Below are 26,310 nucleotides of genomic sequence, written 5' to 3'. Positions count from 1 at the left end.
CTATGACCTCAGCTCTGATTGAATGGCAGTCCCTTGTCGGGCCTGAAATCCTGCGGCAGGCCCAGCACGCGCTCGGCCAGGGTATTGATCAGCACCTCGTCGGTACCGCCGGCGATGCGCAGGCTGGGGTCCATCCACGAGCGCGCGAAGTCACGCAACTGGGACGCGTCCGGCGCCATGCGCACGCCATCCGCACCCAGCAGATCGATCGCGGCCGCGCCCAGGCGTTGGCGGGTCCGGCCCAGCAGCAGTTTGCGGATCGCGCCTTCCGGGCCGGGTGCGCGTCCCGCCGCCAGCTCCGCGATTGCACGCCGGTGGATCGAGCGCAGTCCCTGGCGCTCGATAAACACTTGCGCCACCAGGGCGCGTATTTCGCCGTCTTCCAATGCGGGACGGTCGTTGATCGTGGACTCGCGTGCCAGCGACAGGAAGGCTTCGAGCGGCGGCCCGTAGCCGGAATCGTCCGTCACGGCATAGCGCTCGATCATCAACGTTTCGATCGCGACCTTGAAGCCCTCGCCGACGGCGCCAAGGCGCTGCGTATCGGGGATGTAGACGTCGTCGAAAAACACTTCGTTCAGGTCCGGGTCGTCCACCAGGCGCCGGATGGGACGCACCGTGATGCCGGGCGACTTCATGTCGACATAAAAATACGTGAGACCGGCATGCTTGGGCAGCGTGGGATCGGTACGCGCGATCAGCACGCCCCAGTCCGCTATCTGGGCCCAGCTGGTCCAGACCTTCTGGCCGTTCAGCAGCCAGCCGTCGCCGCGACGTTCGGCTTTCAGGCGCAGGGCGGCCAGGTCGGTTCCAGCGGACGGCTCGGAAAACAGCTGGCACCATATCTGCTCGCCACGGATCGCGGGCGGCCCCAGCCTCGCCCTGTCCTCCTCGCGCGCGTGACGCAGCATGATGGGCACCGGGTTGCCGAGGCTGACGCCGAAATAGAGTACCGGCAGGTCGTAGCGCATTTCTTCTTCGCAGAAGATGATTTTTTCCAGCTCGCTGCGGCCGGCACCGCCGTAACGCACCGGCAACGTGATGCCGGCATAGCCGGCGTCCGCCTTCAGTCTCTGCCATGCCCGCCCGAGGTCGATATCCTGGGCGACGGTCAGGCCGGCGCGCGCGGCGCCCGAATAATCCGGCGCGTTTGCCGCAAGCCATGCGACGGCGTCGGCACGGTAGGCCTCCAGGTCCGCGGCGGCGGGCCGGCTGTCGATTTCGCTCATGATGATGTCTCCATAGTCAGGCCGCCAGGCCGAGATCCAGCCCGCACGTGGCGAGCAGGCGCTCGCGCCAGACCACCGCGCTGCCCAGCTCCACGGCCAGCGCGCGGGCGCGGCGGTAATGATGATGCGGCATTGCCTCCCACGTCACCCCGATGGCGCCGTGCGTCTGGATGTTCTCGCGCGCCGCCACGTCATAGGCGTCCGTGGCGGCAATCCGGGCTGCGGCGGCCAGGCCATGCCATGCCGCGTCACCCTGCTCGAGCGCCGCGAGGGCATCCAGTGCGCAGCCACGCGCCAGTTCGATGCGGATATACATGTCCGCAAGCTTGCCCTTGATGGCCTGGAAGCGTCCGATCTGCTGGCCAAAAGCCTTGCGTTCCAGTGCATAGGAACACGCCATCTCCAGGCAGGATGCGGCTCCGCCGATCTGTTCGAACGCACCCGCCAGCGCCGCCAGGCCAAGCGTGCGCCAGAGCGCCTCGCGCGCCGCGTCGTCGCGCGCCACCTCGATGTACCGGGCGCCGTCGAAGCGTAAGGCGGCCGCGGCCCGGCTGTTGTCGATGGCCGGATGCAGCTGGCGCTGCACGGTGTCCTGGCCGAGCGCGACCAGCGACAGGCGAAAACCACCGTCCTGCAGCGCGGGCACCAATGCCAGGTCGGCGCTCGCGCCAAACGGCGTCATCGGTACCGTCCCGTGCAGCAGGCCCTGTTCGATCCGGCAGTCCGGCCGGAATGCCGGCCCCGGTCCGCCCCGTTGCGCCAGCGCGAGGCAGGCATGCTGCTCGCCGGACACGAGTGCGGCCGCGATCGCGCGCAACGCGTCGTTGGTTCCCTTCTCCAGCACCAGTTGCGCCACCGCCGCCGTCCCCGCGAGCGGCAACGATGCGGTCTTGCGGCCGGTCTCCTCGGTGAGAACGCAGAGCCCCCCCAGCCCAGATCCAGGCCGCCGTCCGCTTCCGCCGCGGCGACGGCGGACCAGCCGAGCTCGACCACGCTGTCCCACGTGCCCCGGTCGAAGCTGCCCGGCTGCTCCAGCAGGCCCTTCAGGTGCTCGTCCGTCATGGCGTCGTCCAGGAAGCGGCGCGCCTCGTCGCGCACCATCGCATGTTCGCCGGCGTAGTCGATACTCATGATGCCGTTCCTCCGGTGTCGATGGGCGTGAACAGCGGCAGGTAAACGTCTTCCACCGCTTCGAACAGCACGCGCACGCGCTGGCCGATATATACCTGGTCCGGACGGACACCGACGATGTTCGTGGTGAGGTTCACCCCTTTCTGCTCGTCCAGGCTGACGATCGCGATCACATACGGCACGTCGAGGCCGGGAAACCAGGGTTGGTAGTTCAATGTGAAGGCCTCGACTGTCGCCAGGCCGGACAGCGTTTCGAAGCGCAGCGTGCGGCCGAGACATTCGGGGCAGCACACGCCCGCCGGGTGCTGCCAATGACGGCAATCCTGACAACGCTGCATGCGCAACCGTCCGTCGGCGCCGCCGGTCCAGAACGGCCGGTTCAGCTCGTTCAGTTGCGGTAATGGTCGTAAAGAACTCATAGGGTCACTCGGCTCGAATCACGGGGAAAATTCCAAAAACTGTTAAACCGTCAGTTTTATAATAGCATGTGCGATTTCGCGCTGCACAGCATTTTTTGGTTCATGACCCGGTCATCGATGCGGGCATCCCCGTCAGCGGTACCAGGCTGACCCCGCCGTCCACCAGCAGGCTTGCACCCGTGATGTAGGACGCGTCGTCGGATGCCAGGAACAGTACCGCCTGCGCCACATCCGTTGGGCGCCCTACCCGCGGCACCGGGAAACCGGCCGCGATCGTGGCCACCTGGTCTTCCGTGAGCCGGTCCATCAGGCGCCCTGTCGCCGTCAACCCGGGCTCGACCACGTTGACCAGCACATTGCGCGGCCCGGCCTCGACGGCAAGGCCGCGCGCGAACGAATTCAGGTAGGCCTTCGACGACACGTAGGGAATCAGACCCGGCAGATAATTGCGGTTGGCGGTGGCGGAGGAGATGAAGATCAGCCGCCCGCGCGCCGGCGCCCCGGACAGCAGAGGCAACGTATCTTTCGCGATCCAGAACGGTGCCTGGATGTTGCTGCGCACGAGGTAATCGTAAGCCTCGTCGGCCATCTGTTCGACCATACCGTGACCGTTATCCGCCGCGCAATGCACCACGATGTCCAGCCGGCCGTAGGCTTGCGATGCCGACTCGACCATGGTTTTCACGGCGGCGCGGTCCGTGATGTCGCCGCCGACCGCGGCCGCGGTGCCGCCGCGTGCGCGGATGCCCGCAACGACAGCGGCGCCGCTCGCGCTTGTCCGCGCGGCGACGACCACCGCAGCGCCTTCGGCCGCGAATGCCTCCGCGATCGCCTGCCCCATCCCACGCCCCGCGCCCGTGACCAGGGCCACCCTGCCTTCGAACCTTGTACGCATCTTGTCTCCTGCTGACTGGAATAGCGATGCCAGGGCCGGTTGGTCTTGACGCACCGCGGATTTTGTATAAAACTGATACATCGTCATTTATCATCCACCCGATTCCCGGCGCTGTCAACGCTGGCGCCGCCCAACCTGAGAGGCAACCGATGCAAGATCGGCCTTACCCCAACCTGTTCCAGCCTGGACGCATCGGAAATCTCGTCGTGCGCAACCGTACCGTCATGGCCCCGATGTCGACCAACCTGAGCGGGCCCGGCGGCGCGGTCAGTCCGGAACAGATCGCGTTCTATCGTGCCCGGGCCGAGGGTGGCGTCGGCATGATCGTCGTCGAATTCTGCTGCGTCGAGCCGGCCACGGGGCGTTCCGAGCACCGCCAGCTGATCCTGGATAGCGTTGCGAAACTCGATGGTCATCAGCGGCTCGTGGCAGCCATCAAGAAAGCGGGAGCGGCCGCGTGCCTGCAGTTGCAGCACGGCGGCCAGGGCGCCGTGCGCGCGCTGCTGTCCGATGGGATGGCGGTCGCGCCCAGCGATGTCCCCTCGCGCAGGGATCCGTCCCGGCTGAGCGCGCGCGCGCTCACGCACGACGAGATCGAGCACCTGGTCGAATGCTTCGGCCGCACGGCCGAACTGGCCGTGCAGGCCGGCTACGATGCACTGGAGTTGCACGGTGCGCATGGCTACCTTCTGACATCGTTCCTGTCGCCGATGAGCAACCGGCGCACCGATGCCTGGGGTGGCGACGAGGAGCGGCGTCTCCAGTTCGCGCGGCGCGTGATCGCGCGCGTCAAGCGCGCGTTGGGGAGCAGGCCCCTGATCTACCGGCTGTCGGCCGACGAATTCAGTCCCTTCGGCTTGAACATCGACGACATGGTACGCATCGCGCCCAAACTCCAGGCGGCCGGGGCCGACGCGCTGCATGTGTCGATCGGTACCGGCTGGACCGGACTGGACAAGGTGATCGAGCCGATGTCGACACCGGAAGGCTGGCGCCTGCCCTACGCGCGCCGGTTGCGCGCTGCGGTCACCATCCCGGTGATCGGCGTCGGCCAGATCCGCTGGCCCGAGATGGCCGACCGCGCGGTGGCCGATGGCGATGCCGATTTCATCGCGCTGGGCCGGACGCTGCTCGCGGATCCGGCGTGGCCAGCCAAGGCGATGCGCGGCGATCCCGCCGCCATCCGTCCCTGCACGTCCTGTAATTTCTGCGTGACGATGCATGGCGCCGAGAACGGCACGATCGGATGCGCCGAAAACCCGCGTACGGGCCGCGAACTGGACCCGCTGCCGGACGCCGGTGCGCTGCGCGGCCGGCGCGCCGTGGTCGTCGGCGGCGGCCCGGGCGGCATCGCGGCCGCGCTGATGCTGGACCAGGCGGGATTCGCTACCGAGCTATACGAAGCCAGGGACGAGCTGGGCGGCGGCCTGATCGCGTCGGCGGCGCCCCCCTTCAAGGAAAAGTTGCTGTGGTACCTGACCTACCTCGAACGGCGGCTGCGCGACAGCGGCGTCAAGGTCGTGCTGGGCACGCGCGCCGGCCCGGCGCTGGTCGCCGCCGGGCATCCCGCCATCGTCGTGATCGCGGCAGGCGGCCGGGCCACGCCCATGCCGATCGAGGGTGGCGACCTGCCTGTCGTGCACAACGCGTACGACGTGCTGATGGGCGACCTGTCGATGCTGCCGGCGTCGGCCGGCATGCCCGTGATCGTGTATGGCGGCGGCGAGACCGGCTGCGAGACGGCCGAATTCCTTTGCGAGCGGGGCCATGAGGTGGTGCTGGTATCGCGCTCCCCCGCCGGCCAGCTGGCGCGTTCGGCGGAGCCGATGTACCGTACCGTGCTGCGCCAGCGCCTGGCCTGCAATCCGCGCCTGCGCATCGTCGACCGCGCCAGCATCGTTGCCATCGCGGACGCCGGGGGCGGCGCCGACGTGACGCTGCGCGCCGAGGACGGTACGGCGTCCGCGCTGCGCGCCAGCCTGGTGCTGATCGCGCAGGGCCGTACGCCGGACACATCCATGACGGCGCAGCTGATCGCGGACGGCATCCCGGTCGTCGCCATCGGCGATGCGCTGCGGGGCGGGCGCATCGGCGACGCAGTCAATCACGCCTACGACGCCATTGTCGCGTTATGCGCGTCGGCGGCGCCATCACGCCAATTGGCGTGCTGAACCCGGCGCCGGAAGATCACGATACGCCCGGGCATGCCGGGCGCTATTTCACCGTTTATCCAGTTCCCGCGTGATCGCCTCAACGACGAGAGCATCGTCCGGCCTCACATCCGGATTGAAACGGGCCACCACCGCCCCGTCGCGCGCGATGAGGAACTTCTCGAAGTTCCACAGCACATCCTGCGGCCGGGACCGGTGGTGACCATAACCCGCAAGTTTTTCCTCGAAGGCCCCAGGGTTATGTTCGAGCGCCACCGGCTGTGCCGTCGTCAGGTGGGCGTACAAGGGATGCTGGTGCGGCCCTGTGACCGGCATCTTGTCCGCCATCGGAAATTGCACGCCGAAGGTGGCGGTACAAAATCGTGCGATCTCCTCGCTGGTGCCCGGCTCCTGGCCGCCGAAATCGTTCGACGGGAAACCGATCACGACCAGTCCTTCTTCGCGCCGGGATTCGTACAGCTTTTCGAGGGCCTCGTATTGCGGCGTGAGTCCGCAGCGGGAGGCAACGTTGACGAGCAACAGTACCTTGCCCTTGTAGGCGGCGAGCGTGGCGGGCGCGCCCGTCAACGTGGAAAACGGAATGTCATAAATCGTCATGGCTTGGCTTTCATCAAGATGAGTTACGTGGTGCAAACAGGCATTCCTGAGCCGCGGACGCGACCAGCATGCCGTGGCGGTCATAGATGCGGGCCTTGGTCAGGTCCCGCTCCCCTTGCGTACTGGGGCTCTCGGTCGAGAACAGCAGCCAGTCGTCGGCGCGGCAGGGGCGATGCAGCCAGAGCGTATGGTTGAGGCTTGCCACATACATGCTGGCGACGACCTGGCTGGCCGGGACGTGATGGGTGATGGCGGCGGTATTGATCCAGTAATCGCTCAGGTAGGCCAATGCCGCGGCGTGCAGCGACGCATTGTCCGGCAATGCCTTGCGCAAGCGCAGCCAGTAAGAGACCAGCGGTTCGGCGTTGCGTACCGGCAGGTGCGAGGCCGGATCGACGACACGCAGCTCGAGGCATGGCTTCTGGAACCAGCTCCAGTCGAAACCATCCAGCCCCAGCGCGCCGCCCGCCTGCAGATTATCCATCGACAGCAATTGTTCGGGAGGGGGCACGGGGCGGTGTGGCGGCAGTTCATGAGAAATGCCGCCGGCGGGTTCCTGGAAGGTCACGTGGGCGCTGACGGCGATACGTCCGCCCTGCGTGGCCTCCACGCGCCGGCCCGAGAACCGCTTGCCGTCCTGAAGCGGATCGACGCGGTAGGAGATCGGTTCGTCGGCCCGCGCGCCGTGCGCGAACAAGGCCTGCAGCACCGTCGGCGGCCGGCCTGGCGGCACCGATGCCTGCGCGGCAAGCAGGCATTGGCCAAGCAACTGGCCGCCGAACACGCGGCCGTTGCGGTTGTCCTCGTTAAACCGGCTCATGGACACGCCGTCGCCGGCCGCCAGGGCCAGCAGTTCGGCGACGTCCAGCCCGGCCCAGCGCGGGCGCGCTTCCTGCCGTTGCGGCGTCATCATGCGTGCGCCATGTCATCCCGCATGGGCCTCGCCTCCCAGCAGGCTGACGAGCTGCGGCACCTGGTCGAACAGGTCACCCACGAGGCCGTAGTCGGCGACCTGGAAAATCGGCGCCTCCGGATCCTTGTTGATCGCCACGATCACGCGCGAATCCTTCATGCCCGCCAGGTGCTGGATCGCGCCCGAAATGCCCACCGCGATATACAGCTGGGGCGCCACGACCTTGCCGGTCTGGCCCACCTGGAGATCGTTCGGCACGAATCCCGCATCCACGGCCGCCCGCGACGCGCCGAGCGCGGCGCCCAGCCGGTCCGCCAGCGGTTCGAGCACCGTACGGAAGTTGTCCCCGTTGCCCAGGCCACGGCCGCCCGACACGACGATCTTCGCCGCTGCCAGTTCCGGGCGGTCCGAGGCCGACAGCGTGCGCGACAGCAGACGCGATTTGCCGGCGTCCGCGACGGCGGGCAGCGCGACGATGTCCGCCGTCGCGCCGCCCGTCGCGGCCGCAGCGAAGCCGGTCGTGCGCACGGTCAGCACCTTGATCGGATCGCGGCTGCGCACCGCGGCCAGCGCATTCCCCGCGTAGATGGGCCGCTCGAACGTGTCGGGCGCGAGCACGGCGGTCACTTCGGATACTTGCGCCACATCCAGCCTGGCCGCCACGCGCGGCAGCGTGCTCTTGCCTCCCGAGGTGGCGGGCGCCACGATATGGCTGTAGTCGCGCGCCAGCGCGAGGATTTGCGCCGCCAGCGTCTCGGGCAGGCCTTCGCGCAATTGCGGCGCGTCCGCGCGCAGGACGCGCGTCACACCGTCCACGGCCGCCGCCTGCGCGGCGACACCGGCGCAATCCTCCCCCGCCACCAGGATGTGCACCTCGGCCGCGCACGCGCGCGCGGCCGTCACCGCGTGCAGCGTGGCCGGCTTCAACGCCACGTTATCATGTTCTGCAATGACTAATGCGACCATTCAGATCACCTTCGCTTCGTTCTTGAGTTTATCGATCAGCACGGCCGCATCGGCGACCACGATGCCGGCCTTGCGCTCGGCGGGTGCGCTCACCTTCAGCACTTCCAGCCGGGGCGCGACGTCCACGTTCAAGTCGGCCGCGCCCAGCACCTCGAGCGGCTTTTTCTTGGCTTTCATGATGTTGGGCAGCGTGACGTAACGCGGCGTGTTCAGGCGCAGGTCCGTCGTCACCACTGCGGGGAGCGCAAGCTCGACAACTTCCAGCCCACCGTCGACCTCGCGCGTCACGGTGGCGCGCCCCGCATCGACCGCCAGGGTCGACGCGAAGGTGGCCTGGCCCCAGTCCGCCAGCGCGGCGAACATCTGACCGACCTGGTTGGCATCGTCGTCGATCGCCTGCTTGCCGAGAATGACCAGTTGCGGCGCTTCCCGCCGGGCCAGCGCATGCAGCAGCTTGGCGACCGCCAGCGGCTGCAGTTCCCCGTCCTCCTGGATCAGGATCGCGCGGTCCGCGCCGAGTGCCAGCGCGGTGCGCAACGTTTCCTGGCAGAGCGCGGGGCCGGCCGATACGGCCACGACCTCCTGCAACACGCCAGCCTCCTTCAACTGCACGGCCTGTTCCACCGCGATCTCGTCGAACGGATTCATCGACATCTTCACATTGGCCGTATCGACGCCACCGCCGTCGCTGCGCACACGCACCTTGACGTTGTAGTCGACCACCCGTTTGACTGCCACTAACGCTTTCATGTCTGCTGCCTTTCTCAAAGTCCGATTTGGCGCGCCACGATGGTGCGCATGATGTCGCTGGTGCCGCCGCCCACCATCGGGAAATAGGAATCGCGCAGGAAGCGCTGCACCGGGAATTCGTTCATCAGGCCGTATCCGCCGAAGATCGACAGCGCCTTCTGGCAGACGTCGTTGCAGCCGTCGCCGGCGATGATCTTCGCCAGCGCCGCCTCGGTCGTGATCGGCTGTCCGTTATCGGCCAGCGCCGAGGCGTGATAGGTGTACAGGCGGGCCTGCTCCAGCTTCGCCAGCATGTCCACGAGCTTGAATTGCACGGCCTGGAACTTGCCGATCGCCTGCCCGAACTGGCTGCGCTCGCCGGCGTAGCGCAGCGCCGCGTCGTAGGCCGCACGGCCTGTGCCCAGCGCCAGGGCCGCGGTGAAAATGCGGTCGACGGTGAGCGACTGGTACGCCTTGCGGAAGCCGCCGCCCTGCCCGTCGCCCAGGCAGTGGTCGTCCGGTACGAACAGGTCGTCGAAGGACAACTCGGCCGTATCGGAACATCGTACCGAAAACTTGTCGAGCTTGCGGCCGATCCGGAAACCCGGGCTCTTGGTATCCACGATGAACAGTTCCAGGCCCTTCGCGCCTTTTCCCGGGTCGACGGTCGCCACCAGCGTGATGAAGTCGGCGACAGTGCCGTTGGACGTAAAGATCTTGCTGCCATTGATGCGATAGCCGCCGTCGACCTTCGTCGCCCTGGTGCGCAACGATGCCGCGTCCGATCCGGCGTTCGGCTCCGTGATGGCGAAGGCGCCGATCTTTTCGCCACGCAGGGCGGGACGCAGGTAGGTCTCCTTCAGTACGTCGTTACCCCATTCGTGGATCGTATGGGTGGCGGTCGAGCCCTGCATGCAGACGGCGGCCGCGAATCCCATCGAGCCGCGCGCCAGTTCTTCGCACAGGATCGTGTAGCAGGTGTACGGGTGGCTGAGGCCGATGCCGCCGGCGGATTCGGGGTACATCACGCCGAAATATCCCAGCTCGCCCAGTTCGCGGAACAGTTCGAACGAGAACTCGTGATGTTCGTCGAGCTTTTCCGCTTGCGGGATCAGGCGTTCGTCAACCCATCGCGCCAAGTGGCCGCGAAATTCCAGTACGTCGGGATGCAAGTGGTTCACAATGAGTCTCCTTGGCCGGCTGTCGCTTCGGTACAGGCCAGCCTCAAGTCTTTTTTCGAAATCTTGCCGACCGCATTCAGCGGCAGCTGCGTGCGCAGGAATACCTGCTTGGGGCACTTGTACGCCGCGAGCCGCTCGCGCATGCGGGCGATGACCTGTTCCTCGGTCACGACAGCACCGGCGCGCGGTACCACCGCCGCCACCACGCGCTCCACCCAGACCGGGTCCGGCAGGCCAAACACTGCCGCCGCCGCGATATCCGGATCGGCATTCAGGACGGCTTCCACCTCGCTGGGATAGACGTTCTCGCCGCCCGTGACGATCATGTCGTTCTTGCGGTCGACCAGGTACACGTACCCCTCGTCGTCGCAGTAGCCGAGGTCACCAGACTGGAACCAGCCGTCGTGCAGGCCGGCAGTGGTGGCGGCCTGGTTGTTCCAGTAATGGGACATCATGCTCGCGCCGCGCACCACGATCTCGCCGACCGCGCCCGGCGCCACCTCGGCACCGCGGTGGTCCACGATCCGGACCCGGTTGCCGGGAATGGCGCGGCCACAGGACGCCAGCAAGCGTTCGGCGCCCGCGAGCGCGCGCGCGTGGTCGGCGCTCGTCAGCACCGTGACCATGCCGGCCTCGGTCGATCCATACGACTGCACCAGGGCGCAGCCGGCGAACGCGGCCAGTGCGCGCTTGAGCAGCTCCAGCGGAATCGAGGAGGCCGCGTAAAAGATGAGGCGCAGGCGGCCGAGGTCGGTCGTCCCGATGGCCGGATGCGCAAGCAGCGCACCGATCATCGTGGGCACCAGGTGCACGTTCGTGATCGCTGCCCGCTCCAGCGTCGCCAGCACCCGCTCGGCATCGAAGCCGGGCAGGATCACGCTGGTGCAGCCGGCCGCGTAACTTGGATGCAGGTGATACCACATGCCGCCCGCGTGGAAGAATGGCATTGCCGCCAGCGTACGGTCCTGTGGCGTCAGCCCGAGCACCTGCTGCGACGACAGGCGTGCGTTACCGAGGATGCCACGATGGCTCAGCGCCACGCCCTTCGGCGCGCCGGTGGTGCCGCTCGTGTACATCAGGCAGATCGTGTCGTCCGGCGTTAACGGCGCATCCGGCTCCGGACAGGTGTCCGGCGCCGCCGCCACCACCTCTTCGTAGGCCTGCCATCCGCCGCCGCCCGCGCCGAAGCGCAACAGCAGGGGCGCCCGCCGCAGGCCCGGCAACAACGTATCGATCAGGGCCGCGTGCTGTTCGTCGGCGACGATCAGGGCCGGCGCGCTGTGCTCCAGCAGCGGGAGCAGCTCGGCGGCGGTCAGGCGCCAGTTCAGGGGCACGGTGATGATGCCGCTGCTGGCAAGGCCATAGACCTCGACATATTCGGTGCGGTTCTTCGCCAGGATCGCGACCCGGTCGCCCTTGCGCAACCCCATCCGTGCCACCGCATTGTTCAAGCGGTAGACGCGGGTGCGGAATGCCGCGAAACTCAACGCGCTGCCGTCCACGTTGACGAACGCGGTCTTGTCGCCGAACCGCTCGGCCTGGTGGTCGCACAGGTCGCGCCACAGTCCCGCCCAGGGCATCTGGTCCACGCCGTCGGCGCCGTGTGCGGCGGTGGGGCGCGCCATCATGACTCGTGCCTTACCTTGTTGAGTTTGCGCTCAAGGAAGTCGCGCAAGCGCGCCTTGGCCTCATCGTCCGATGCGGCGAGCGTGGCCATCAGCCGTTCCGTGGCCAGGCCGCTGGTGGGATCCTGGGAGGCGATATGCGGCAGCACCTGCAGGATCGCGTAATTGGCGAGCGGCGCATTCTGCGCCACCTTGCGCGCCAGTTCCAGCGCGTTGTCGAGTCCGGCCCCCGCATTCACCAGGTATTGGGAGAAGCCGAGCCGGTAGCCGTCCTCCGCTCCATAGGTACGGCCGGTCAGCATCATGTCGATCACCCGGTCGGCGCCGATCAGGCGCGGGATGCGAACCGAGCCGCCCGAGCCGAGAAAGATGCCGCGGGTTCCTTCCGGCAGCGCATAGAATGCAGAGGGTTCGGCCACGCGCAGGTGGGCCGCGCATGCCAGCTCCAGCCCGCCGCCGATGACGGCGCCGTGCAGCACGGCGATCACGGGCACGCCGGCGAACTGGATCAGGTCGTTCAGGCGCTGGCCGATGGCCGATGTCTGCAAGCCCTTGTGCAGCGATCCTTCCTTGACTTCGTTCAGATCCAGGCCGGCGCAGAAATGCTCACCGTCGCCATGCAGCACGACGGCCGCCACGTCCGTCGGCAAGGCCGCGAACAGTCGCGACAGGCCCAGTACGAGTTCGTCGCTCAGGCTGTTGCGCTTGGCCGCGCGGGCCAGCGTCACGACCAGGGTGGCGCCGTCGCGCGCGAGCCGGATACAGTCCGGCATGCCGAGCGACGCCGATGCATCATTGGATACGTTCATGCTGCGTTCTCCGTCGTCAATGGGGCCTCCGGCCCGTTGTCCTGTTCGATCAGCTGGACGATGCGCGCCAGGTTGCGGTCGCGCCACGCCACCCAGTCGTCGATGCTGTGTCCCTGGGCGACTTCCAACGCCGCCGCCAGCAGCTGGCCGCGGGTCGCCTGGTCCAGGTGCGGCTTGCCCAGCGAATCCCACCAGCCTTCGATCGCCTCGCCTGCATGGTCGAGGATGCCGCGCATCCCGCCCTGGCCGCCGGCCAGGTGCATCGTCAGCAATCCGCCCATCAGCGCCCAGCGCGGTGCGAGCCCGTAACGCACGGCCTCGTCGATGTCGCTGGGACTCGCGATGTCCTGGACGACACAGTGCACCGCTTCGCGCAGCAGCGCGAACTGCAGCCGGTTGGTCATGTGTCCGGTCGCTTCCCGCTTGAGGCGGATCGGTCGTTTGCCGATGCGGCGCGCGAACGTCATCGCCCAGTCCATCGTCTCGGGGGCGGTGTCTTCTCCGCCCACCACCTCGACCAGCGGCAGCAAGTGCGCCGGATTGAGGGGGTGGAGGACGACGAAACGCCGCGGGTTCCGGCAGGATTTCTGCAGGACCGACGGGATGATGCCGCCGGTGCTGGACATGATCACCTGGTCCGGCCCGGCCGCGGCGTCGATGGCCGCGATGATCTCCGCTTTCAGTTCGGGACGCTCGGGCCCGTTCTCCTGCATGGCCTGGGCACCGTCCGCCGCCTCGGCGATGGATGCGCAGAACCGCAGTTGGTCCTGGGGAATGGCCCGGTCCGGCGTTCCCATCCGTGCCATCAGCGCGGGCCACGCGGCGCCGACGAACGCGCGCGCGCGCTCCTCGGCCAGCGGCGCCGGATCGAAGGCCTGCACCCGAATGCCGTACGCCAGGAACAGGGCGGTCCAGCTGGCGCCGACCGACCCCGTGCCGACCACGCCGACGACCCGGACGTCGGCGGGTGCTGCGTAGGCACCGTTGATTGTCGTTGTCTGCATCATGTCTCCTCGACCGGCGTCATGCCGGACTCAAGCCTCTCCGATCGTCAGCGCGATGCTGCCGACCCCGTCGATGCTGCCGCCAATCCGGTCGCCCGGCTGCACCGCGCCCACGCCCTCCGGGGTGCCGGTGAAGATCACGTCGCCCGGCTGGAGGTGGTAGTACCCGGACAGGTGCGCGATCAGGTCGGGAATACCGTGGATCAGCAGGGACAGGTCGGATGCCTGTTTCTCGACGCCATTCACGTCCAGCACGATGCGCCCGGAGGCCGGGTGGCCGATACGCGCGGCCGGCACGATGGGGGAGATCACGGCCGATTGCTCGAAATCCTTGCCCAAGTCCCACGGCCGGCGCTGCTCCCGCGCCGCGATTTGAAGATCGCGGCGCGTCATGTCGAGCCCGCATGCATAGCCATACACGTGTTGCAGGGCTTGGTCGCGCGGAATTCGAAAGCCGGGCTTGCCGATTACCGCCACCAATTCCATCTCGTAGTGATAGTTGCTGGTGCCGGGCGGATAGGGAATCGTGGCCCCCGACGGCACATAGGTGTCGGGCGACTTCGTGAAGTAGAACGGCGCCTCGCGATCCGGCGCCACGCCCATTTCCCGTGCATGGGCTTCGTAGTTGCGTCCCACGCAAAAAATACGCCGGATCGGAAACGTCGCGGTATCGCCCTGGACGGGAATGGCGTTGACCGGTGCGGGCGGGAACAGATAAGTTGTCATTCGAATACCTCGTAAATACCAAGTTTGCGATGCAGTGGGGCGTCGTCGACCATGAACAGGTACGTCTCCCCGGTCGCCGAACCATTGGTCAGCGTGACCTGCGCGTGGGTTGGCAGGGCCAGCGTGTCGGCCGCCCCGAAATCGTGGGTGGCACCATCCACCTGCGCTTGCCCGGCGCCTTCGACCACGTGCAGCACGGCCGAAGCCGAGCGCCGCTTCATGCGCAGCGATTCGCCGGGTCGCAGCAGGATCGCCGAGAATCCCAGTGTCGCCAGGCACTCGCGGCCCGTGTGCGGATTGACGTAGGCCAGCTGGACCGGCTCCGCGGCGGGCGTCACCCGGGCCAGGGACTGCAGCGCGGCGCGCACGTCCTTCCAGGGGAAACGCAGCAGCGGGAACGCCTCGGGCTTGTCGTCCAGGGCAGCGTAGGGAACCACGCCGCCCTGGGCATAGCGCAGGTTGCAGTCGCCCGTGGCCTTGCGCAGCGGCTGGCCGCGCTGGGCTTCCGTGGAGTAGGAGGCGTCGATGCCATAGATCAGCGGCAGGTCCAGTGCATCGAGCCAGATCACCGGGCCCCGCCCTTCGTGCCCGTGTTCGTGCCACAGCCCGGGCGGCGTCAGGATGAGGTCGCCCTTTTCCATCGGCAGCTTTTCGCCGTTGACCACCGTGAAACCGCCCTCGCCTTCGATCACGAAGCGGACGGCAGACGGCGTATGGCGGTGATTCGGTGCCGTCTCGCCCGGCTGGATCAGCTGCAGGCCGATATAGATGCTGGCCGTGGCCTGCATGTTCTGCAGGCCGAGGCCAGGGTTGCACAGCACCAGCACGCGCCGCTCCGCCTTCTCGATCGGCGTCAGCTCGCCGGCCTTGATCAGGTCCGGCCGCACGTCCTGGTAGCGCCACATCACCGGCTGCGTGCGCCGGCCCGGCATGCCGTGCGGGAGCATCGCGCGCAGCGACGGCCAGAGCGGCAGGGTGTTGCGCGACACGAGGCCGTCGTAATAATCCTTGGGCAAGTCTTCCACCCGTCCCAGCTGTTCGCTCATGCTGCATCCTTTTCTAAGACGACCAGCGCATCCAGCGCCAATGCACCTTGCGCATTGACGCGCAGCGGGTTGATCTCGAGTTCCGCGATGTCGGCGTGTTCCTGCATCAGGCGCGCCACGGCCTGCACGACCTCGACGATGGCAGTGCGGTCGCATACCGGCAGGTGACGGAAGCCATCCAGCAGCTGTCTGCCGCGCAGTTGGTTCAGCATGTCGTCGATGTCGGCATCGGCCAGCGGCGCAAGACGCACGCTGCTGTCCGACAGCGCCTCGGCCAGCACGCCGCCCAGGCCGACCACCACCGTCACGCCCCACGACGGATCGCGTACGGCGCCGATGATCAGTTCCACGCCTGCCGGCGCCATTTCCTCGACCAGGACCTTGCCGGGATCGCCGGTAGGAATACGGGCGATGGCATCCAGAGCGGCTTCCATCTCGCCAGGCGTGCGGATGTTCAGGTGGACGCCACCCGCTTCCGTCTTGTGCGGTACGTCGTCCGCGACGATCTTGACGACGACCGCGCCCGCGCTGCGCTGGAACGCGGCCAGTGCTTCGGCGCGGCCGTGGCACAGCGTCCGCTGCGGACTGCGCACGCCATACTCGGCCAACAAGGCCTTGGCCTTGTGTTCGTCATACGGCCCCTGCAGCGGCACCTGGCTGCGGGACACCGTCGTCTCCGCTCGCTGCGTGCCCAGCCAGCGGCCGCGTGCGTCCGCCGCCAGCGCCGTCGCGGCCAGCACCAGCCGCTCGGGGCCGAGAACCGCCGGTATCGCGGCCCCGCGCAGGTCGTGCAGCGCGGGCGCCAGGTCCTGTTGCAGCCCAAGGGTGCCGAACACCAATGGCTTGCCACGGCCTGCCGCGGCGGCCAGCGCCCGGGCGGGATCCAGCACCGCCGCTTCGCTGAGCGCATAGACCAGGACCACGTCCACTTCGGGTGCAGCCGCCACGGCGTCCACCACATGCGCGAAGCCCGCGCCCGGTCGGCCGGTGTCTACCGGATTCTTGATGAAGGTCATTGGCGGCAGGTGCTGCTGGATCACCTCCTGCGTGGCGCCATCGAGTTCCGGTACGCGCAAGCCGGCGCTCTTGAGGCCATCCACGATCAGCAGGCCGGGACCGGCTTGTCCGGTCACGAGGCCCACGCCGGGATCGCGCAATGCCGGCAAGCGTCCCTGCCCCAGCAGCGTCGCGGCCTGCGCGAGGTCTTCCGTGCTGTCCACGATCACCGCGCCGGCCTGTGCCAGTGCGCTGACGGTACGTTGATGGGACCCCATCAGATTTCCCGTATGCGATACGGCAAACTCGCCGATGTCGGCGCGGCCCGCGGCCAGCACCACCACGGGCTTGACCGGCGTGACGGCACGCAGTGCGTCATACAACTTGCGGCCATCCGGCACGCCCTCGAGATGCAGCGCGATGGCGCTGACATTCGGATCGGCCGCGAGGATCGGCAGCAGGTCGGCCGCCGTCACGTCCACCGCGTTGCCCAAGCCTGCCGCGAGGGCGACGCCCTGGTCCAGGCGGTCGAGCAGAAAACTGATTGTGAGATTGACGCCGCCCGACTGCGCGATGACGGCGACGGATCCCTTGCGCAACCGGTCGACGCCGGGCACGAAACTGGCCACGCATTCGGCGTGGGTGTTGATGAAACCGGAGGTGTTGGGTCCGAGCAGGCGCATGCCGGTGCGGCGACACGCCGCCGCCAGCCGGTCCTGCAATACCTTCCCGGCCCCGCCGGTTTCGCCGAACCCGCCGGAAATGATGAAGATGCCCCCGACACCCCGTTGCGCCGCCTGCTCGGCCGCCGCGATGCAGTGCTCCGCAGGGATCGCCAGCACGGCCAGGTCGACACCCTCGGGCAATGCCGCCACGCTCGGGTAGCATTTCACGCCCATGATCTCGTCCGCTTTCGGATTGACCGCCAGCAGTCGCCCCGGAAAGCCTTTCAGAGACAGCAGGGCCTGGGACCCCGCCTTGGAGGCGTCGGTCGACGCGCCCACCACGGCGATGCTGCGCGGATGGAACAAGCGCTCGAGGTTCCGGCGCCGCAGTACTTCGAATTCGCAGGCATTCACGATAGGCTCCCGGTTCACCTGGCGGCGTGCAGCGGGCGCAGGCCCATGATCTCGCGCGCCTCGCTCGGCGTCGCGACTTCGAAACCGAGTTCGCGCACGATGCGTACCATGCGCTCCACCAGCTGCACGTTGGTGGCCAGCTGGCCGGCGCTGAAGTACAGGTTGTCCTCGAGGCCGACGCGCGCATGGCCACCCAGCAGCAACGCGTGCGTCGTCGCCGGCAATTGCGCCGGCCCGATCGCGCTGACATTGAACACGCAGTTCTTCGGCAGGTGCTCGACGAAGAACTGCAGGATCTTCGGCGTATATGGCATGGCGCCCTGGAAACCGCGGTCGGCGCCCAGTACGATGTTGATGAAATGGGGCGCGTCGTCGTAGCCGCCGGCCGCGATCAGCGTATTCACGTCCTGGAGGATGTTCTCGACGCTGAACACCTCCCATTCAGGCTTGATGCCGCGTTCACGCATCATCTCGGCCAGCTGCCTGGTGCGATTCGGCGACGTCGGAACGAGAATTTCCTTGCCACCGAAGCTGGCGCACACGGTCTGCGCATCGAGCGTACACATCTCGGCGCCGGCCTCCATGCCCTTGATGCGCTCTTCCCACATGATTTCCCAGAACCCGTTATCCATCTCCCGGATCATGTCGCCGTTGATGCCGCCGCCGGTCGAGTTATTGATCACGATGTCGCACTTGGCGCGGATACGTTCGTTGATATCGCGATAGATGGCCGGGTTGCACGTCGCTTCGCCGTCGGGGCGGCGCGCGTGGACCGCGACCACGCTTGCGCCGGCGTTGTAGCAGCGATAAGTGTCTTCCGCGATCTCCGCCGGTTGCGTCGGCAGATGCGGACTCTGCGCCTTGGAGACCATGCCACCCGTCGGGGCCACGGTGACGATGATTTTTCGAGTTGCCATGCGTTCTCCTGTCTCAGTCGTATTTGTTGCGGTGACTCCATGGTAGTGATCGATAGCGTCATCCAGATAATGTTTTACCGTTATACTGGCCATCCGATTATTGGATGGCCAGGCCATGAATTCACTCCCGCTCGAATACTTTCTGCGCGTCTCCGAACTCGGCAGCATCACGCGCGCCGCGCTCGACCTGCACCTGTCCCAACCGGCGCTGTCGCGCCATATCGCGGCGCTGGAACACGAACTGGGCGTCGCGTTGTTCAACCGGACGCATGGCGGCGTCACGCTGACGGAAGCGGGCGAATTGTTGGCCGGCCGTGCCAGGCCCATCCTGCGCCAGCTGTCCATCCTCAAGGAACAGGTCGGCGAACAGGCCACGGGCCTGTTATCGATCGGCATCCCACCTTCCTGGCACCACGTCTTCACCGAGGACTATGCGGCGCGCATCATCTCCGGCTCGCCCGGCGTGAAGTTGCGCATTTACGAGGGCGCCAGCAACGTCCTGCGCGAATACATGGCCGCCGGCCTCCTCGACCTCGCGATCATTCCCTTCAATCCCGATCCCACACCGGGCTACCAGCAGACGCGCCTGGTACGCGAGCCCGCGATGCTGGTCGACCGCCGCGAAGCCGGCCTGCATCACGCGGTGCCGGCCGCCCTGTCCCGTCTGGACGGCATGCGGCTGGTGCTCCCCAGCCGGCCCAACGGCCTGCGCCTGCAGGTCGAGCATGCGTTGTCGCGCAACGGTCACGCCTTCAAGCTTGCCGCCGAGGTGGACACGCTGGCGCTGTGCCTCACCATGGCGCGCAAGGCCATCGCACAGACCGTCGTCCCCAGCTGCGCCTTGTGCAACAGCGATGTCACGGCAGGCCTCAGCTGGGCACCGCTCGCCGGCATCCAATTGACGTGGACACTCTGCGAAAACAGCGCGCGTACCCACTCGCTCGCGGTACGCGAAGGCAAACGGCTGGCGCTGGAGCTGATCACATCCAGGGTCGACGCGGGCGACTGGCAAGGTGCCGAAAAACTGATCCACGCAAAAAATTAACGGTTCATCAGTTCCTATTCTTGCACATAAATGATACTCTGTCAGTTATTGGATGGCCGCGCGCCGCGCGGCACGTACCCGAAAGCCGATATGAGTACCGAACCCGTAGACGACCCGATCTTCGAGCTGCGCATGTACAGCGTGGCCCCCGGACGCATGAAGGACATGACGTCACGTGTCCGACAGGACCTGAGCACGTTGTTGCCGCGCCACGGGATCCACCCGCTGGCCGCATGGACCGTCGACGCGGGACCCGGCGTTCCATTGTTTGCCTATCTCACACCATGGCGCCGCATGCAGCAGCGCAGCCGGGCATGGGCGGATTTCTACGCCGACCCGGCCTGGCTCGAGGCGCGCGCCCGCACCAACGCCGGCAGCGAACTGGTGGAAAGCTTCGAGGTGCTGTTTCTACGCGAAATCAAAGGCTGGACGCCACGCGCACAAGACGCCGCGCCGCGGCTGGTCGAGCTCGTGGTGCAGGCGACTGCGGTCGGCCAGGGCACCGCCGTGCGCCAGCAGATCCTGGAAGCGGCCGTACCGGCCCTGCAGGCCGCCGGGGCCTGCGTGCATGGCGTGTTCGACGTGATCAGCGGACGGCCGCTGCCGTGCGCGGTGTTCGTGATCGGCTGGGACAGCGCGGCGCAGCGCGAGAGCGCGCTCGACCACGCGACCGTGGCGCCGCTGCTGAAACGGGCGGACCGCTACCTGATGCGGGACCTGCCGGTGGCATGGGAGGAACCGCAATGAATCTGCACCTGTACGGGTATTTCCGCAGCTCGGCGTCGTACCGGGTACGGATCGCCCTGAACCTGAAGCAGCTGGATTACGACACGACTTCGATCCACCTGAACCGCAACGGCGGCGAACAGTTCGGGGCTGCATTCCGCGCGATCAATCCTGCCGCGCTCGTGCCCGCGCTGGGCGCACCGGGCAGCGAGCAGGCCGCGCTCACGCAGTCGCTGGCGATCATCGAATACCTGGAAGAATTGCACCCCGAGCCGCCGCTGCTGCCCCGTTCCCCGGCGGATCGCGCGTTCGTGCGCAGCATCGCGCTTGCCATCGCATGCGACGTGCACCCGCTGAACAACCTGCGCGTGCTGAAATACCTGACGCAAACGCTGGGGGCCGGCGAGGACGCAAAGACTGCCTGGTATCGTCACTGGGTGGCGACGGGGCTGGCGGTACTGGAGACCATGCTCGCGCAGGACGGCCGCAGCGGCGACTTCTGCTACGGCGATGCGCCGACGTTGGCCGATTGCTGCCTGGTCCCGCAAATCGCGAATGCGCAACGGTTCGAGTGCGACTTGTCGCGCGTGCCGACCTTGATGCGTATCCACGCCAACTGCCAGCGGCTCGATGCGTTCCAGCGGGCCGCGCCGGGAGCGCAGCCGGACGCCGAATAGGGCCGGCGCGTCGACTCCAGACATAAAGATTGCGACACATGGATACCATTCCTTCCGTGGCGACGTCACGCGGCATCGGCGCGAGCAACGACGTGCTGCACGAGATACGCGACGGTGTACTGCACATCCTGTTCAACCGGCCGCGCCAGCGGCATGCGCTGACCTTCGACATGTACCTGCGACTGGCCTGGATGTTCACGCTGGCGCAGGGCGACGACAGCGTGCGCGCCGTGCTGCTGAGCGGTGCCGGCAACTACTTCAACGCGGGCAACGACCTGAACGATTTTCTCGAGTTCGGCGCCGACGACGAGTTTGTGCCGGCACACTTCCTGCGCGCGCTGTCACGCTGCGACAAACCCGTCGTCGCCGCAGTAGAAGGCGGGGCGATCGGCATCGGCGCGACGATGCTTCTGCACTGCGATATCGTCTATGCGGGGGCCAGCACCAGGTTCGCCATGCCGTTCATCAACCTGGCCTTGTGCCCTGAAGGCGCATCCAGCCTGCTCATGCCACGCCACGCGGGCTACAAGCAAGCTGCGCGCTGGTTGATGCTGGGCGAGCCATTCGGTGCGCCCGAGGCACGTGAAGCCGGTCTGGTAACGCAGGTCGTCGAGGATGGCGATGCGATGACGCATGCCATCTGTGCAGTTAACAAGCTGCTGGCAATGGATCCCGAGGCCCTGCGGCAGACCAGGCGCCTGCTGCGGCGCGCCGATACCGGTCCGGTTGCCGACACCATCGAGCACGAATGCGAGCATTTCGCGCGGCTGCTCGCCGCGCCAGCCGCCCAGTCGGCACTGGCAGTGTTTGCCGCACGGCGACGATGAATCACATTATCTTGAGCGAGACCACCATGTACCACGGCACGACCTTGCGGCTGGACCTGATCGAACCTCATGTAGCCGAACTCTGCTTCGACCGTCGGGACGGTCCGGTAAACAAGCTGGACCGAACGACGTTCGGTGAACTGAGCAACGCGCTCGCAGCGATCCGTACGGCGTCCCATCTCGAAGGCCTCCTCGTCAGCAGCGCGCGCGACGGCTTCGTCGTTGGCGCCGACATTTACGAATTCGCCGCGTTGTTCGCCCTGGACGAGGACGCGCTCGCCGCCCGGATCCGCGGCTACACCGCCATCTTTACCGCGCTGGAAGACCTGCCGCTGCCCATCGTCAGCGCGATCAACGGCGTGGCCCTGGGTGGTGGCTTCGAACTGGCATTGGCGACAGACTACCGCGTCATGGCCGACGCCGCGCGCGTGGGATTGCCCGAAGTGGGGCTGGGGATCATGCCCGGCTACGGCGGCACGGTCAGGCTGCCGCGTATCGCCGGCATGGCCTGTGCGCTCGACTGGATCGTCTCGGGAACACAACGTCGTGCCGATGCCGCACCTGATGCCGGCGCCGTCGACCTCGTTGTACCGCAGGATCGGGTGCGGGACGTCGCGCTGGCGTTGCTGCGCGAGGCGATCGCCGGGCGGGAAGACTGGCGCGCCCGGCGCCGGCGTCATCACCAGCCCGTCGTCGTCGATCCGGCGGCGCTCGAAGCGGCGCGGCTCGTAACGGCCAGGCAAGCGGCGCATTACCCTGCGGCGTCGGCGGCCGTCGAACTGATGGCGAAGAGTGCGTCCGCAAGCCGCGACGCGGCGCTGACGCTCGAATCACAGGCCTTCGCCGCCATCGCGAAAAGCCAGGCGGCGGCGTCCCTGGCGGGCCTGTTCATCAACGATCAGCTACTGAAGAAGAAAGCGAAGAACGACAGCGCGCACGGGCGGCCGGTCGGCAAAGTCGCCATTCTCGGTGCCGGCATCATGGGCGGGGGCATCGCGTACCAGAGTGCACTTCGGGGAACGCCGGTCATCATGAAGGACATCGCGCAGCATGCGCTCGATATCGGTATGGCCGAAGCCGGCAAACTGCTGGACAAGCAGGTCGCGGCTGGCCGCCTGACGCAAGCAAAGGCCGATCTCGTGAAGAAGACGATCACGCCGCAGTTGCATTACGACGGCGTCGACCAGGCCGATTTGGTCATCGAAGCGGTCGTCGAGGATCAGGCGATCAAACAGGCGGTGCTGGCGGAAGTGGAACGACATTGCGGTCCCGACGCGGTCCTTGCCTCGAACACATCGTCATTGTCGATCACGGCGCTGGCGCGGGGTTTGCGGCGCCCCCACAACTTCGTGGGCATGCATTTCTTTAATCCTGTGCCGGCGATGGCGCTGGTCGAGGTGATTCGCGGTCCGCACACCAGCGGCGAGGCGGTGGCGACGACTGTCGCCTACGCGGCCGCGATGGGCAAGACACCCATCGTCGTACAGGATTGCCCCGGCTTTCTCGTCAACCGTATCCTGACCGCGTACCTGTTGGGCTTCGCGGGATTGATCCAGGACGGCGCGGATTTCGAACAGGTGGACGCGGCACTGGAAGCCTTCGGGTGGCCGATGGGCCCCGCTTACCTGCAGGACGTTATCGGCATGGACACCGCGCGCCATGTGGTGGAAATCATCGCAGCAGGCTATCCGGACCGGATGTCGGCGGCGGACAACCCGGGTTCACTGCTGGCCGATGCGGGCCGGCTCGGCCAGAAGAATGGCCTGGGTTTCTATCGGTACGAAACGGACTCGAAGGGGAAAGCACGCAAGCTCGCGGCAGCCGACACGCACGCCCTGCTCGCGCGGCTACAGCCCGGCGGGCCGCGCACCTTTGGCGCCGCCGAGATCGTCGACCGCACCATGCTGCCGATGCTGATCGAAGCCGCCCTGTGCATGGAAAACGGCGTGGTCGATTCGGCCGCGGAGCTGGACATGGCACTCATCCTGGGCCTGGGTTTCCCGCGCTATCTCGGCGGACCGCTGCGCTACGCCGACTTCCTTGGCATGCACACCGTGGTCAAACGTTGCGCAATCTACGCCGACGACGGCGCCCTGTACCGGCCCACGGCACGGATGATCGAGATGGCGGCGGCCAGCCACACCTACTTTGCGTGATGCAGCACGCGACCCGCGTATCCCCGAGGTTGGACGCTAGTTCGTTCCGGCTGTGGAATCGTGCAGCTGTGGCGCGGCAGGCCGGGCCGGCGCTCAGGCATGGCCGATCCAGTCGGCACTGTAGATGTGCTCGAACTCGGCGATCGGAAGAGGCCGACCCAGCAGGAATCCCTGCATCGAGGAACAGCCGCCGTGGATCAGGAAACTGCGCTGGGCCTCATCCTCGACGCCTTCGGCCACGATATCGAGCTTGAGCTTGCGCGCCAGCGCGATGATCGCCTCCACGATGGGCACCGATTCGGGATCGGTGCCAACGTCGCGCACGAAGGAACGGTCGATCTTCAGCGCGGCCAGCGGGAAGCACTTGAGGTAGGCCAGCGAAGAATAGCCGGTACCGAAATCGTCGAGCGAAAAGCAGATGCCGTGCGCGCGCAGCTCGTGCATGCGCTCGGTGATCTCCAGCATGTCTTCGGCGAACACGCTTTCCGTCAATTCCAGGCACAAGCGCTCGGCGGGTGCGCCCGTACCGTCCAGGATGTCCGCGACCGCGGCGGTAAAGGCCGGATCGCGCATCTGGTGCACGCTGACGTTGACGGACAACTTGACATCGCGCAGCGCGGGGTCGGTGTGCCAGCGCGCCAGCGCGCGGCAGCTTTCCTTCAGCACGTACTCGCCCAGCGGCAGGATGAGGCCCGATTCCTCGGCAAACCCGATGAAATGGTCGGGGCCGATCACGTCTTCGTCGCCGCGCTGCCAGCGCACCAGCACCTCGGCGCCGACCAGTCCGCCGTGACGGTCGAACTGGGGCTGGCAGAACAGGCGGAACTGACCCAGCGACAAACCATCGCGCATGGCGGCCTCGAAAGCGGCGCGGCGATCGGCTGCGTCCTGCATGCTGGGATCGAAGAAACACGCCTGGTTGCGCCCAGCGGCCTTTGCGCGGTACATCGCCAGGTCGGCCTGCTTGAGCAAGGCTTCGATATTGCTGCCCCTGCCGTCGAACAGCGTGATGCCGACGCTTGCCGAGCTCTTGAACAAGAGCGATCCGAGCTGGTAAGGCTGGCCCAGCGTCGCCAGGATCTTCGTCACCACCCGAGCGGCTTCGGCAGCCGCGCTGCTCGACGAGTGGCCCAGGCTTTCCAGCACGACGACGAATTCATCGCCGCCGAGCCGGGCGAGCTGGTCGCTGTCGCGCACCGTGCTGCGCAACCGTTGGGCCACCTGACTCAGCAACATGTCGCCCAGGTCATGACCCATCGTGTCGTTGAGCAGCTTGAAATTGTCCAGGTCGAGATAGAGTAGCGCGCTGCAGTGTCGCGAGCGCCGGCAGCGCGCCAGCACGTGTTCCAATTCTTCGATCAGGAAACGACGGTTGGGCAAGCCCGTCAGGTGATCGAAATACGCCAGTTCGTAGATGCGGCGCTCGGTGCGCTTGCGTTCGGTGAGATCGGTGTTCACGCCGGAGATCCGCAAGGCCGTGCCGGCGCCGTCGCGCAGGACGAATCCGCGCGACAGCACGGGGACGTAGTGTCCGTCACGGTGACGCAGGCGGAACTCGAGGGTATATCCTTCGCGTCGGCTGGGCAGCAGGTCCTCCAGGTAGTCGCTGATCATGGCGTCGTCGTCCGGATGCAGCAGGCGTCGCCATGCGTCGGAATCCTCGATCCCTTCGCCGCTGGCGTAGCCCAGCATGTTCCACCAGCGCTCGGAGTAATACACGTCACCGGTCACCAGGTCCCAGTCCCACGGCGCATCGGTGGACCCCTTCAGCACCAGCCGCAGTCGCTCTTCGGACTTGTGCAGGGATTGCTGGGCGTCCTTCAGCGCCGTGCAATCGGTGAAGCAGACGACGACATGCTGGACGCGCCCGGCGTCATCGCATTCGGGATAGGCGTTGCACAGTACCCAGCGCGTCTGACCGGCGCGGACGATGCCGGCAATGCGACCGGACAGTTTCTGGCCCGTGCGCAATACGATTTCCGCTGGGAATTCGTCCTCGGGACAGATCGAGCCATCTTCGCGCAGCACAGTCCAGCCGGCCGTAGCGGGATCGGTGCCGAGCAGTTCGGCTTCGCTCCGGCCCAGCAGTTCCTGCACCAGGCGATTGGCGAAGACGATGCAGCCGTCCGCATCATGCACGACGACGCCGGCCGGCAAATGGTCGTGCAGTGCATCCAGGCGATGCAATATCTCCGTCGGAGGAGTCGTGCCCATGACAGTCTGAATTTGACGGAAATAATTGGAGCGGATGTAAATACTAGCAGTTTCGCCTTCCGAACGCACGTATCTGGCAGAAATGCGTGAATCTTGCATCTAGGACGCGACATGGTGACGTCCGCGTCGCAGGGGTTTCTGCAGCGGGCGGCGCAGCACCTTGGGTTCGACCAGAGTCGAGCTCCTGGGTGTTTCTCACTCAGCATTGGACCAATGTACCGCCCCGCGGTCG

Annotated in this window: 23 protein-coding genes and 1 pseudogene; 6 read left to right on the top strand and 18 right to left on the bottom strand. The window is 66.8% G+C overall.

Annotated features, from left to right (window positions below; translation table 11 throughout):
- Positions 1–8: 8 nt before the first annotated feature.
- The 5 genes and pseudogenes from BVG12_RS00620 to BVG12_RS00605 form a co-directional block, all read right to left on the bottom strand.
- On the bottom strand, positions 9–1,229 hold the full coding sequence (locus BVG12_RS00620) for an acyl-CoA dehydrogenase family protein (RefSeq protein ID WP_075790690.1): 1,221 nt from the start codon (positions 1,227–1,229) through the stop codon (positions 9–11).
- A gap of 16 nt (positions 1,230–1,245) precedes the next feature.
- Entirely contained in the window at positions 1,246–2,109 is an 864-nt protein-coding gene (locus BVG12_RS00615) for an acyl-CoA dehydrogenase family protein (protein ID WP_083684294.1), read from the bottom strand.
- A gap of 107 nt (positions 2,110–2,216) precedes the next feature.
- Positions 2,217–2,291: pseudogene (locus tag BVG12_RS35750) on the bottom strand (hypothetical protein); the annotation flags it as partial.
- 65 nt (positions 2,292–2,356) lie between these two features.
- Complete coding sequence (locus tag BVG12_RS00610; RefSeq protein ID WP_075790689.1) at positions 2,357–2,779, bottom strand: Zn-ribbon domain-containing OB-fold protein; 423 nt, start codon at positions 2,777–2,779, stop codon at positions 2,357–2,359.
- A 100-nt stretch (positions 2,780–2,879) separates the two neighbouring features.
- On the bottom strand, positions 2,880–3,674 hold the full coding sequence (locus tag BVG12_RS00605; protein ID WP_075790688.1) for an SDR family NAD(P)-dependent oxidoreductase: 795 nt from the start codon (positions 3,672–3,674) through the stop codon (positions 2,880–2,882).
- A 149-nt stretch (positions 3,675–3,823) separates the two neighbouring features.
- Here BVG12_RS00605 and BVG12_RS00600 point away from each other — a divergent pair, with 149 nt between their 5' ends.
- Positions 3,824–5,845, top strand: a complete 2,022-nt coding sequence (locus tag BVG12_RS00600) for an oxidoreductase (protein ID WP_075790687.1) — start codon at positions 3,824–3,826, stop codon at positions 5,843–5,845.
- A gap of 48 nt (positions 5,846–5,893) precedes the next feature.
- Here BVG12_RS00600 and BVG12_RS00595 read toward each other — a convergent pair whose 3' ends face one another.
- From BVG12_RS00595 to BVG12_RS00540, 12 genes are read right to left on the bottom strand one after another with little or no spacing between them, the layout of a single operon-like run.
- A complete protein-coding gene (locus BVG12_RS00595) occupies positions 5,894–6,442 on the bottom strand; it encodes a glutathione peroxidase (protein WP_075790686.1) in 549 nt (182 codons plus the stop codon).
- Between the two features lie 13 nt (positions 6,443–6,455).
- Positions 6,456–7,355, bottom strand: a complete 900-nt coding sequence (locus BVG12_RS00590) for an acyl-CoA thioesterase (protein WP_083684292.1) — start codon at positions 7,353–7,355, stop codon at positions 6,456–6,458.
- Between the two features lie 12 nt (positions 7,356–7,367).
- Entirely contained in the window at positions 7,368–8,321 is a 954-nt protein-coding gene (locus BVG12_RS00585; RefSeq protein WP_075790685.1) for an electron transfer flavoprotein subunit alpha/FixB family protein, read from the bottom strand.
- The gene (locus tag BVG12_RS00580) at positions 8,322–9,071 is read right to left on the bottom strand and encodes an electron transfer flavoprotein subunit beta/FixA family protein (RefSeq protein ID WP_075790684.1); all 750 of its coding nucleotides are present in this window, start codon (positions 9,069–9,071) and stop codon (positions 8,322–8,324) included.
- Positions 9,072–9,085: 14 nt separating this feature from the next.
- Positions 9,086–10,231 carry an acyl-CoA dehydrogenase family protein gene (locus tag BVG12_RS00575; RefSeq protein WP_075790683.1) on the bottom strand — a complete coding sequence of 382 codons (1,146 nt, stop codon included), beginning with the start codon at positions 10,229–10,231 and terminating at the stop codon, positions 9,086–9,088.
- The gene (locus BVG12_RS00570) at positions 10,228–11,859 is read right to left on the bottom strand and encodes a class I adenylate-forming enzyme family protein (protein WP_075790682.1); all 1,632 of its coding nucleotides are present in this window, start codon (positions 11,857–11,859) and stop codon (positions 10,228–10,230) included. Before BVG12_RS00570 ends, BVG12_RS00575 begins: the two co-directional genes overlap by 4 nt.
- A complete protein-coding gene (locus BVG12_RS00565; protein ID WP_075790681.1) occupies positions 11,856–12,665 on the bottom strand; it encodes a crotonase/enoyl-CoA hydratase family protein in 810 nt (269 codons plus the stop codon). The genes BVG12_RS00570 and BVG12_RS00565 overlap by 4 nt, the downstream gene beginning before the upstream one ends.
- On the bottom strand, positions 12,662–13,669 hold the full coding sequence (locus tag BVG12_RS00560; RefSeq protein WP_075790989.1) for a 3-hydroxyacyl-CoA dehydrogenase NAD-binding domain-containing protein: 1,008 nt from the start codon (positions 13,667–13,669) through the stop codon (positions 12,662–12,664). The genes BVG12_RS00565 and BVG12_RS00560 overlap by 4 nt, the downstream gene beginning before the upstream one ends.
- Before the next feature lie 30 nt (positions 13,670–13,699).
- Positions 13,700–14,395: a fumarylacetoacetate hydrolase family protein gene (locus BVG12_RS00555; RefSeq protein ID WP_075790680.1), complete on the bottom strand. Its 696-nt coding sequence runs from the start codon at positions 14,393–14,395 to the stop codon at positions 13,700–13,702.
- Positions 14,392–15,441: a cupin domain-containing protein gene (locus BVG12_RS00550; protein ID WP_075790679.1), complete on the bottom strand. Its 1,050-nt coding sequence runs from the start codon at positions 15,439–15,441 to the stop codon at positions 14,392–14,394. Before BVG12_RS00550 ends, BVG12_RS00555 begins: the two co-directional genes overlap by 4 nt.
- Entirely contained in the window at positions 15,438–17,516 is a 2,079-nt protein-coding gene (locus BVG12_RS00545) for an acetate--CoA ligase family protein (protein WP_169926769.1), read from the bottom strand. The genes BVG12_RS00550 and BVG12_RS00545 overlap by 4 nt, the downstream gene beginning before the upstream one ends.
- Before the next feature lie 14 nt (positions 17,517–17,530).
- Positions 17,531–18,433 (bottom strand): beta-keto acid cleavage family enzyme, encoded by a 903-nt coding sequence (locus BVG12_RS00540; protein ID WP_075790678.1) that lies wholly within the window; start codon positions 18,431–18,433, stop codon positions 17,531–17,533.
- A 115-nt stretch (positions 18,434–18,548) separates the two neighbouring features.
- On the opposite strand from BVG12_RS00540, the gene BVG12_RS00535 reads away from it, so the two are divergent.
- From BVG12_RS00535 to fadB, 5 genes are all read left to right on the top strand, one after another.
- Positions 18,549–19,478 (top strand): LysR family transcriptional regulator, encoded by a 930-nt coding sequence (locus tag BVG12_RS00535; RefSeq protein ID WP_075790677.1) that lies wholly within the window; start codon positions 18,549–18,551, stop codon positions 19,476–19,478.
- A gap of 90 nt (positions 19,479–19,568) precedes the next feature.
- The gene (locus BVG12_RS00530; RefSeq protein WP_169926768.1) at positions 19,569–20,225 is read left to right on the top strand and encodes an NIPSNAP family protein; all 657 of its coding nucleotides are present in this window, start codon (positions 19,569–19,571) and stop codon (positions 20,223–20,225) included.
- A 2-nt stretch (positions 20,226–20,227) separates the two neighbouring features.
- Positions 20,228–20,881 (top strand): maleylacetoacetate isomerase, encoded by a 654-nt coding sequence (gene maiA, locus BVG12_RS00525; RefSeq protein WP_075790987.1) that lies wholly within the window; start codon positions 20,228–20,230, stop codon positions 20,879–20,881.
- A 38-nt stretch (positions 20,882–20,919) separates the two neighbouring features.
- Complete coding sequence (locus tag BVG12_RS00520; protein WP_075790675.1) at positions 20,920–21,708, top strand: enoyl-CoA hydratase-related protein; 789 nt, start codon at positions 20,920–20,922, stop codon at positions 21,706–21,708.
- Positions 21,705–23,864, top strand: a complete 2,160-nt coding sequence (gene fadB / locus BVG12_RS00515; protein WP_229503630.1) for a fatty acid oxidation complex subunit alpha FadB — start codon at positions 21,705–21,707, stop codon at positions 23,862–23,864. The genes BVG12_RS00520 and fadB overlap by 4 nt, the downstream gene beginning before the upstream one ends.
- A gap of 93 nt (positions 23,865–23,957) precedes the next feature.
- Here fadB and BVG12_RS00510 read toward each other — a convergent pair whose 3' ends face one another.
- Positions 23,958–26,078 (bottom strand): sensor domain-containing protein, encoded by a 2,121-nt coding sequence (locus BVG12_RS00510; protein ID WP_075790673.1) that lies wholly within the window; start codon positions 26,076–26,078, stop codon positions 23,958–23,960.
- Positions 26,079–26,310: the final 232 nt, after the last annotated feature.

Source organism: Massilia putida (assembly GCF_001941825.1).
In the GTDB taxonomy this organism is placed as follows: domain Bacteria; phylum Pseudomonadota; class Gammaproteobacteria; order Burkholderiales; family Burkholderiaceae_D; genus Telluria; species Telluria putida.
Note: the sequence above shows the minus strand (reverse complement) of the source record. Positions and strands in the feature narration are given on the sequence as shown.